Annotated in this window: 7 protein-coding genes; 6 read left to right on the top strand and 1 reads right to left on the bottom strand. The window is 45.1% G+C overall.

Annotated elements, in window-relative coordinates; all coding sequences use genetic code 11:
- Nucleotides 1-96: 96 nt before the first annotated feature.
- A complete protein-coding gene (locus ACLTL4_RS10220) occupies nucleotides 97-1,323 on the bottom strand; it encodes a peptidoglycan-binding protein (protein ID WP_173866384.1) in 1,227 nt (408 codons plus the stop codon).
- 325 nt (nucleotides 1,324-1,648) lie between these two features.
- Between ACLTL4_RS10220 and ACLTL4_RS10225 the strand changes: the two genes are divergently transcribed.
- The 6 genes from ACLTL4_RS10225 to ACLTL4_RS10250 all read left to right on the top strand — a co-directional run bounded on the left by ACLTL4_RS10225 (nucleotide 1,649) and on the right by ACLTL4_RS10250 (nucleotide 9,493).
- Complete coding sequence (locus ACLTL4_RS10225) at nucleotides 1,649-2,722, top strand: carbamoyl phosphate synthase small subunit (RefSeq protein ID WP_412320494.1); 1,074 nt, start codon at nucleotides 1,649-1,651, stop codon at nucleotides 2,720-2,722.
- Nucleotides 2,722-5,928 carry a carbamoyl phosphate synthase large subunit gene (carB, locus tag ACLTL4_RS10230; RefSeq protein ID WP_412320495.1) on the top strand — a complete coding sequence of 1,069 codons (3,207 nt, stop codon included), beginning with the start codon at nucleotides 2,722-2,724 and terminating at the stop codon, nucleotides 5,926-5,928. The genes ACLTL4_RS10225 and carB overlap by 1 nt, the downstream gene beginning before the upstream one ends.
- Nucleotides 5,929-6,266: 338 nt before the next feature.
- Nucleotides 6,267-7,121, top strand: a complete 855-nt coding sequence (locus tag ACLTL4_RS10235) for an Rpn family recombination-promoting nuclease/putative transposase (protein WP_412290283.1) — start codon at nucleotides 6,267-6,269, stop codon at nucleotides 7,119-7,121.
- Nucleotides 7,122-7,361: 240 nt separating this feature from the next.
- Entirely contained in the window at nucleotides 7,362-7,910 is a 549-nt protein-coding gene (tnpA, locus tag ACLTL4_RS10240; protein ID WP_412320498.1) for an IS200/IS605 family transposase, read from the top strand.
- A gap of 313 nt (nucleotides 7,911-8,223) precedes the next feature.
- Nucleotides 8,224-8,598, top strand: a complete 375-nt coding sequence (locus tag ACLTL4_RS10245; protein WP_412320496.1) for a hypothetical protein — start codon at nucleotides 8,224-8,226, stop codon at nucleotides 8,596-8,598.
- The gene (locus tag ACLTL4_RS10250) at nucleotides 8,555-9,493 is read left to right on the top strand and encodes an Rpn family recombination-promoting nuclease/putative transposase (protein WP_412320497.1); all 939 of its coding nucleotides are present in this window, start codon (nucleotides 8,555-8,557) and stop codon (nucleotides 9,491-9,493) included. The genes ACLTL4_RS10245 and ACLTL4_RS10250 overlap by 44 nt, the downstream gene beginning before the upstream one ends.
- Nucleotides 9,494-9,563: the final 70 nt, after the last annotated feature.

A 9,563-nucleotide genomic window follows, 5' to 3' on the forward strand; every position in this document is an offset into this window, starting at 1 on the left:
AGCTTTCGCTGACCAGAATCACGCACCAAGTCTCACGTGCGTTCGACTTGAATGTTCTGCGTTCATTTCGGATATAGTAAAGACAGAAAAAGATATTTAACGAAGCTCTGCGATGCGGGTCACGCCGACATAGATCTCCTGGATTTTATACCAGGTGCGATAGTCCACGATACCGGTCACCGGAAGATTGAAAATATCCTGAAAAACTTCCACCGCCTTCTGTGTATCTTCTCCGTAAATACCATCTACGGCGATCCGCGGGATCAGAGGATAATTATTTGAAATCGCATTTAACTGTTCCTGCATCTGCTCCACTTTCGGTCCGGTTGCCCCGATGTCGAGATCGTATCCAGGCCAGGAAGAAGGAATCCCGGAAATCTCCTCCGCTGAATTGATGTAGATGTTGTCACCATAGTAGTAGCGGAGGATTTCTGTGGCTGTGTATCCCTGATCTGCCAGAGACTTTGAACCCCACTGTGACATCCAGTTCGGACAGCTGACCCGTTTGCCGTCGCAGTACTGCGTCAGGATCGGCTGTTTGACGTTCGGGCGGGATAAATAATCGGCAAAAAGCTCATCCACAACCTCCGAGATACTCTCAAAAATATTTCGACTGTAGATCCATTTGTGGTCAAATGCTGTCGAGGACGTGATCGTAAAATCAAATCCTTTATTGCGGTACCATTCCGTGTATACACGGTTTAAGGTAAACGACATGATCGCCAGCACATTAGCACGGATGGCGGCCTTCGGCCAGGTGGCATAGATTTCGCTGGAAGCCACATTTTTGATATAATCGCGGTAACGCACATAATAATCGCCCGCAGTGCTGTCCGTCGGGGCACCGTCATGCACCACGATAAATTCTGGGATCACCACGCGGCTTAGGACGATCTCGCCGCTCTGCGAGAGAGGTTTGATCTCCGCCTCTGCGATTTTTGGCGGATAATCGCCATAGAGCGTGTGAGCCGGGATCACGACATTGTCATATGCTTCCGGGCCGGCGAGCGGTTTCAGCCGGATATCCTGCAAAGCCAGCTGATTTGCGAGGATTTCCGCACCGGAGATCGTAAGCGGCTCATAGCCCGGAGCCGTAATGCGGAAATTGTACTCCGAGTAAGGCTGCATTTCGCCGGGACTTAAACTGTATTCCTCCGGCGGAGCCTCCAGCTCCAACGTATCCGTCTGTCCGACACTGTCCGTTCTGACTTCTTCCAGGATCTGATCCGGTTCTCCGGTGCTTGAAATATCGATCACGGCATCCTCCACGGGAGCAGCACGCAGCTGGGAAGTAACCTGTATCTGTAATTTTCCGGTAGCCATAGAACACCTCAAAAATTCCCTTGAAAAAGTATATGTAGAAGAACGGAAAAGATGCCAGAAAACAACTTCTGTGCCGACACATCGTGCTTTCAGGCTTTTGAACCTGACATTATTCGTATATCTAATCATAAAAATGCATAAAAATTCGCAAACAAGTACTTGCAATCTTGATTATCTTGTGGTAGAATCTTAACAATTTGAGCATTTATGTATCCAGGGCTGAGGGGGGCGTAGTAGGGACTTACTATTACGTACCCTTTTTTAGAGTCTGGGGTACAGACAAAGATACAATAACCATTGGATTAAACGCGAAAGGGGAAGACGAATGAAAGCATATTTGATTCTGGAGGACGGTACTGTTTTCACTGGAAAAAGTATCGGATCGACAAAAGAAATCATCAGCGAGATCGTATTTAACACATCCATGACCGGATATCTGGAGGTGCTGACTGATCCATCTTATGCAGGACAGGCCGTTGTGATGACCTATCCGCTGATTGGAAACTATGGCATCTGCTACGAAGATATGGAATCCGCAAAACCATGGCCGGACGGATATATTGTTCGTGAACTTTCCAGAATGCCGAGCAATTTCCGCTGTGAAGGAACGATTCAGGAATTTCTGGAAAAACACGACATTCCTGGTATTGCCGGGATCGATACAAGAGCACTGACCAAGATCCTGAGAGAAAAGGGAACCATGAATGGCATGATCACCACCTGCGAATATGAAGATTTAAGTGAGGTTCTTCCGAAGATCGCAGCATATAATACAGGCAAAGTGGTAGAAAAAGTGACCTGCACAGAGAAATACGTCCTGGAAGGAAACGGACCGAAAGTAGCACTTCTTGACCTCGGTGCAAAGAGAAACATCGCCCGCAATCTGAACAGACGCGGCTGCAAAGTGACCGTATATCCGGCACTGACCACAGCAGAAGAGATCATAGCATCCAATCCGGACGGCATCATGCTTTCCAACGGACCTGGAGATCCGAAAGAATGTACTTCCATTATTGAAGAGATCCGCAAACTGTACAATACCGATATCCCGATCTTTGCAATCTGCCTCGGACATCAGCTGATGGCACTGGCAACCGGTGCGGATACGCACAAAATGAAATACGGACACCGCGGCGGCAACCACCCGGTCAAAGATCTGCAGACCGGCCGTGTATACATTTCTTCTCAGAACCATGGCTATGTGGTAGATACCGATAAACTGGATCCGTCCGTAGCAGTACCGGCATTTGTCAATGTAAACGACGGTACAAACGAAGGACTGTCCTACACCGGAAAGAATATCTTTACCGTACAGTTCCACCCGGAAGCATGCCCGGGACCATTAGATTCCGGTTACCTGTTTGACCGCTTTATGAAAATGATGGAGGTGTCAGAATAATGCCAAAGAATCCAGATATTAAAAAAGTACTTGTGATCGGCTCCGGTCCTATTGTCATCGGACAGGCAGCAGAATTTGACTATGCAGGAACACAGGCGTGCCGTTCCCTGAAAGAAGAAGGCATCGAAGTCGTACTTCTGAACTCAAACCCGGCAACGATCATGACCGACAAAGATATCGCAGACCGTGTATACATCGAGCCTCTGACCGTAGAAGTCGTAGAGCAGCTGATCCTGAAAGAAAAACCGGACAGCGTACTGCCGACCCTTGGCGGACAGGCAGGACTGAACCTTGCCATGGAACTCGAAGAAGCCGGATTCTTACGTGAGAATAACGTACGTCTGATCGGAACCACTTCCCAGACCATCAAAAAAGCAGAAGACCGCCTGGAATTCAAACAGACCATGGAAAAGATCGGTGAGCCGATCGCAGCATCCCGTGTCGTAGAAAACGTAGAAGACGGTATAGAATTTACCAAGATCATCGGATACCCGGTAGTACTGCGTCCGGCATACACCCTCGGCGGAAGCGGCGGCGGAATCGCCCATAACTACGAAGAACTCGTAGAAATCCTCGAAAACGGTCTGCGTCTGTCACGAGTAGGACAGGTTCTGGTAGAACGCTGCATCGCCGGATGGAAAGAGATCGAGTACGAAGTCATGCGGGATAGTGCCGGCAACTGCATCACCGTCTGCAACATGGAAAACATCGACCCGGTCGGCGTGCACACCGGAGACAGTATCGTCGTAGCACCTTCCCAGACCCTTGGCGATAAAGAATATCAGATGCTGCGTACCTCCGCCCTGAACATCATCAGCGAGCTGAACATCACCGGCGGATGCAACGTACAGTACGCCCTGAACCCGGAAAGCTTCGAATACTGCGTGATCGAAGTAAACCCTCGTGTATCCCGTTCCTCCGCACTGGCATCCAAAGCAACCGGCTACCCGATCGCAAAAGTTGCCGCAAAGATCGCACTGGGCTACACACTGGATGAGATCAAAAATGCCATCACAGGCAAAACGTATGCAAGTTTTGAGCCAATGCTGGACTACTGTGTTGTCAAGATCCCGCGTCTGCCGTTCGATAAATTTATCAGTGCCAAGAGAACACTGACCACGCAGATGAAAGCAACCGGCGAAGTCATGAGCATCTGCGACAACTTCGAAGGAGCCCTGATGAAAGCCATCCGCTCCCTGGAGCAGCACGTAGACTGTCTGATGTCTTACGATTTCACACACCTGGATGATGAGGAACTGACCAGACAGCTTGCTGTAGTCGATGACCGCCGTATCTGGGTGATCGCAGAAGCACTCAGAAGAGGCTTTTCCTATGATAAGATTCATGAGATCACCAAGATCGACAAATGGTTCATCGACAAACTGTGCATCTTAACAGAGATGGAAACAGCCCTGAAGACACAGCCACTGACGGCAGAATTATTAAAAGAAGCAAAACGCATCGAATTCCCGGACAACGTGATCGCACGCCTGACCGGAAAGACCGAAGAAGAGATCAAAGACATGCGTTATGCAAACGGCATCACAGCAGCCTACAAAATGGTAGATACCTGTGCCGCAGAATTTGCCGCAGAGACACCGTACTACTATTCTGTATTCGGCAGCGAAAACGAAGCCATCGAGACAAACGACCGCAAAAAAGTCCTCGTCCTTGGTTCCGGTCCGATCCGTATCGGCCAGGGTATCGAGTTTGACTTCTGCTCCGTACACTGTACCTGGGCATTTGCAAAAGAAGGATACGAGACCATCATCATCAACAACAACCCGGAAACCGTAAGTACCGACTTCGACATCGCAGACAAACTGTATTTCGAGCCACTGACACCGGAAGACGTAGAGAGCATCGTAAACCTCGAAAAACCGGACGGAGCCGTAGTGCAGTTCGGCGGACAGACCGCGATCAAACTGACAGAAGCCCTGATGAAGATGGGCGTGCCGATCCTCGGAACATCCGCAGAGAACGTCGATGCAGCCGAAGACCGTGAACTGTTCGATGAGATTCTGGAGAAATGCGGCATCCCAAGACCGTCAGGCCACACCGTATTTACCGCAGAAGAAGCCAAAAAAGCAGCCAACGAACTCGGCTACCCGGTACTCGTCCGCCCGTCCTATGTACTTGGCGGACAGGGTATGCAGATCGCGATCAACGACGAAGATGTAGATGAATTCATCGGCATCATCAACCGGATCGCACAGGAACACCCGATCCTGGTAGATAAATATCTGGTCGGAAAAGAGATCGAAGTCGATGCCGTATGCGACGGCGAAGACATCCTGATCCCTGGTATCATGGAGCATATCGAACGTGCCGGAATCCATTCCGGAGACAGTATTTCTGTGTACCCGGCACAGAGCCTTGATGACCACGTAAAAGCAACCATCGTAGACTACACCAGAAAACTGGCACAGTCCCTGCATGTCATCGGACTGATCAACATCCAGTTCATCGTTTGCGGCGAAGACGTATATGTCATCGAAGTAAACCCACGTTCCAGCCGTACCGTACCATACATCAGCAAAGTGACCGGAATCCCGATCGTACCGCTGGCAACCAGAGTGATCCTCGGCAAAAAGTTAAAAGAACTCGGCTATCCGACCGGACTTGCACCGGAAGCAGACTATATTGCGATCAAAATGCCGGTATTCTCCTTCGAGAAGATCCGCGGTGCTGACATCAGCCTCGGCCCGGAAATGAAGTCCACCGGAGAATGCCTCGGTATCGCAAAGACCTTCAACGAAGCACTCTACAAAGCATTTATCGGTGCCGGCATCAAACTGCCGAAGCATAAAAATATGATCATGACACTGAAAGATGCCGACAAAGAAGAAGGAATCGAGATCGCCAGAAGATTCGAGAAGATCGGATACCGCATCTACGCAACACGCGGCACCGCAAAAGTCCTGCAGGAAGCAGGCGTAAATGCGATCCGCACCAACAAGATCGAGCAGGAGTCACCAAACCTCCTCGACCTGATCCTCGGCCACAAGATCGACCTTGTCATCGATACCCCGTCCCAGGGCGTAGAGCACTCCAGAGACGGATTCCTCATCCGCAGGACAGCCATCGAGACAGGCGTTAACGTCCTGACCGCCATGGACACCGCCAGGGCACTCGTGACCAGCCTGGAGAACACCGATATCAAGAAACTGACCCTGATCGATATCGCAACCGTGAAGAATATCTGAAAATTCTCTTGAGCATTACAAAATGCCGGATACAAAAGTTTCTGAGTATCCGGCATTTTATTTTGAACAAATAGAAACAAAAAGATATTTTGAACAAATAGAAACAAAAAGATTGACAAACATCACACAAACGATTATAATAAACACAAACAAATTCAAACACAAATCTTAATTAAAATTCTATGCCGTTCGGCAGGAAAATCCAAACATCAAAAAGACCTGCACGAAGCGGCTTAAAAACAAATTTTTTGCATATGTTATGAAAAACAGATGCAGACCAGTCGGCTTCGTATCCAGGCAAAGAAAAATGTGCAAAATTGCAGGATAAGGAGAAGCCTATGGGAGAAAAGGATATAACAGAAAAAATATTAGAAGATCACAATGATGTATTTGCAGATATCATCAATGGATTGATTTTTGCAGGAGAACAGAGAATCTTACCGGAATCACTGGAAAATACCGCAGTACATTCACAGTACAAGGCAGACGATGAAAAGGTGCATGAGCTGGAAAGAGATGTGGTAAAGTACTGGAAAGATCAAGATGTACAGCTGGCAATCTGTGGAATTGAAAACCAGAGCAGCGTAGAAAAATACATGCCGTTTCGCATTATAGGATATGATGGAACAGCTTATCGCAGCCAGCTACAGGACAAACGAAAAGAAATCCTGCCGGTCATGACCATTGTTTTATACTTTGGAACAGAACATCGCTGGTATGGAAAAAGAAATATAAAAGGTCTGATGAAAATCCCGGAAGGATTAGATGATTATATCAATGACTACAAAATGCAGGTGTTTGAAGTTGCCTGGTTGACAGAAGAGCAGATCAGTCGTTTCCGCAGTGATTTCAAAATCGTGGCAAACTTCTTCGTTCAGAAGAGAAAGAACAAAGATTATATTCCAGATGATCCAACAGAGATTAAACATATAGATGAAGTACTGAAATTATTACAGGTAATGACAGGAGATGAACATTATAAAGAAGTTATTAGAAAAAAGAAAGGAGTTCGGAGTATGTGTGATGTAGCAGAAAGACTGGAAAAAATGGGAATTGCAAAAGGAATTGAAATTGGAAAAAGTGAAGGAATTATAGAAGGAAAAATGCAGGTGTATAAAAATTTGCTTGAAAGAGGATTTTCGGAAAAAGAAGCAAAGGAAATAACAGAAATTCCAGAAACAATGAATGCGTAAAGAAAGTTTACTGCTGACTGATATGCGGTATATAAATGGTCAGGTTGAAAGTTTACCACTGACCGATATGTGGTATATAAATGGTCGGGTTGAAAGTTGAGTCCTTTACCAGATGGTAGAGGACTTTTTATTATGCTGGTGAGGAAAATACAATAATGAAAAAATCAGAAATTATAGTATACCCATGGCATGGGAACCTGGAAATCTAAAAACGGACACAAATAGCTATTACAATATCACATTATTTTTGTCTGTAAATATAGGAAGAAATTACTGGTTTCGAGGCAGATATCAGATGATATAAAACAGTTTTCGTATGAGATATGTCAGAGACACAGTGTGATAATAAGATATATGGAAACAGATAAAGGCCACATTCACTATATGATAGAGACAGAACCAACAATGTCTATCAGTAAGATTGTAAACATGATGAAGAGCTATACAACATATCATATATGGAAAAGATATCCCCAATATTTACGAAAACATTTGCAGATAAAAAACATGGTAAAAAATCACCGTTTGGCAAAGCCTATAAGTGATGTATCATGGTATGAGCTGACAAGACAGTTAGAATATAAGGCAAAGTGGAATGGCAGGAAATATGTCAAAATAGATAGATTCTATGCCAGTAGTCAGCTGTGTTCAGTCTGTGGATACCAAAATACAGAGACAAAAAATCTATCAGTAAGGGAATGGACATGTCCTGTCTGTGGAACAAATCATGACAGGGATATCAACGCAGCAAAAAATATACTGGAAGAAGGATTAAGACAAATAGCATAAAAATAACAATATAGGGCAGGGACTGCCCGAATTAACGCCTGTGGAGATAGTAGGTTACGAGGTCTGCGAAGCAGGAAGCCCATTGGCTTTAGACAATGGGTAGTTCACACTCTGTACATCTGAAATACGGTATAGCACAAAAATCATAGCAGGAGAGCATCGTGTAGAAAAAAACACGAAAAAGAAAGGAAAATATTGCCGGAAAACTATTGAAAACGCAGAGAAACTTTGTTATAATAAAAAAGCTAAATAACAAGCAATTCATTCATACTAATTTGGCTTCTTGCATCCCCAAACTGCAAGAAGCAGCTTTGTGAAAGCAAGGCATCAGGAAGAGAAAAAAAGAAATATATGTAAAGCAAAAAGACACGAAGAAGAACAAATGCTTTTTCGTGTCTTTTGCTGTGGAAAAGAGGTAACTTTTAATTTGGATCTTTTTAAGAAAAGAAACAAAAAGGTTGACACGTATCACATACACAAGTATAATAAGCACAAACAAAATCAACACATCAAATCTTATTCGATATTCTATGCCATTCGGCAGGAAAATCCAAACATTAAAGACCTGCACGAAGCGGCAATAAACAGCAGTGATCCAGTCCTGGCAGCTTCGTGCCAAAAACAGAAGAAAAGGAGCGAGGCTTATGGGGCAAAAAGATATTACAGAAAAGATATTGGAAGATTATAATGATGTTTTTGCAGATATCATAAATGGATTATTATTTGATGGAGTTCAAGAAATCAAACCAGAAGCTTTGGAAAATACAACCGTTCATGCACAGTACAAGGCTGAAGATGGCAAGGTTCATGAACTGGAGCGTGATATTGCAAAATACTGGAAAGAGGAAAAGGTAGAACTTGCAATCTGTGGGATTGAGAACCAGAGCAAGGTGGAGAAGAACATGCCATTTCGCATCGTTGGATACGATGGGGCGGCATACCGAAGTCAGTTGCAGCAGGAAAGAAAAAAGATGCTGCCGGTAGTGACGATCGTGTTATATTTTGGGACGGACAGACATTGGAACAGCAGGAAAAAGATCAAAGAACTGATGGAAATCCCAAGATGTCTTGATACCTATGTGAATGATTACCAGATGCATGTCTTTGAGGTTGCATGGCTGACGGAAGAGCAGATCAGTCACTTCCACAGTGACTTCAAAGTGGTGGCAAATTTTTTTGTACAGAAAAGAAAAAACAAAGATTATATACCGGATGATCCAACAGAAATCAGGCATGTGGATGAAGTGCTGAAACTTTTGCAGGTCATGACAGGAGATAGACGTTATGAGGAAATTTTCAGGAAAAAGAAGGAAGGAGTGCACAGTATGTGTGATGTGGCAGAAAGGTTAGAACAAATGGGCATTGCCAAGGGAATCGAGATTGGCAGGAGTGAAGGAAGAACAGAGGGAAAAATTGAAGGCAAAATCGAAGGCAAAATAGAAGGCAAGATAGAAGGCAAGATAGAAGGCAAAATACTGGTATACAGGAATTTGTGCCGGGAAGGTTTTGATGAGAAAGAAGCGAGGAGACTTACGGAGTTGCCGGAAGATGTGATGCCGGAAGATGTGAGTTTGGAACAGTAAAAGAAATCAACAAAAAGAGGGTGTAAAAATTCTTGTGTCTATGGAAAGTAAATCTTTATGATAAGAAATA

Origin of the sequence: Hominisplanchenecus sp. (genome assembly GCF_046967715.1) — a bacterium.
Classification (GTDB): domain Bacteria; phylum Bacillota; class Clostridia; order Lachnospirales; family Lachnospiraceae; genus Hominisplanchenecus; species Hominisplanchenecus faecis.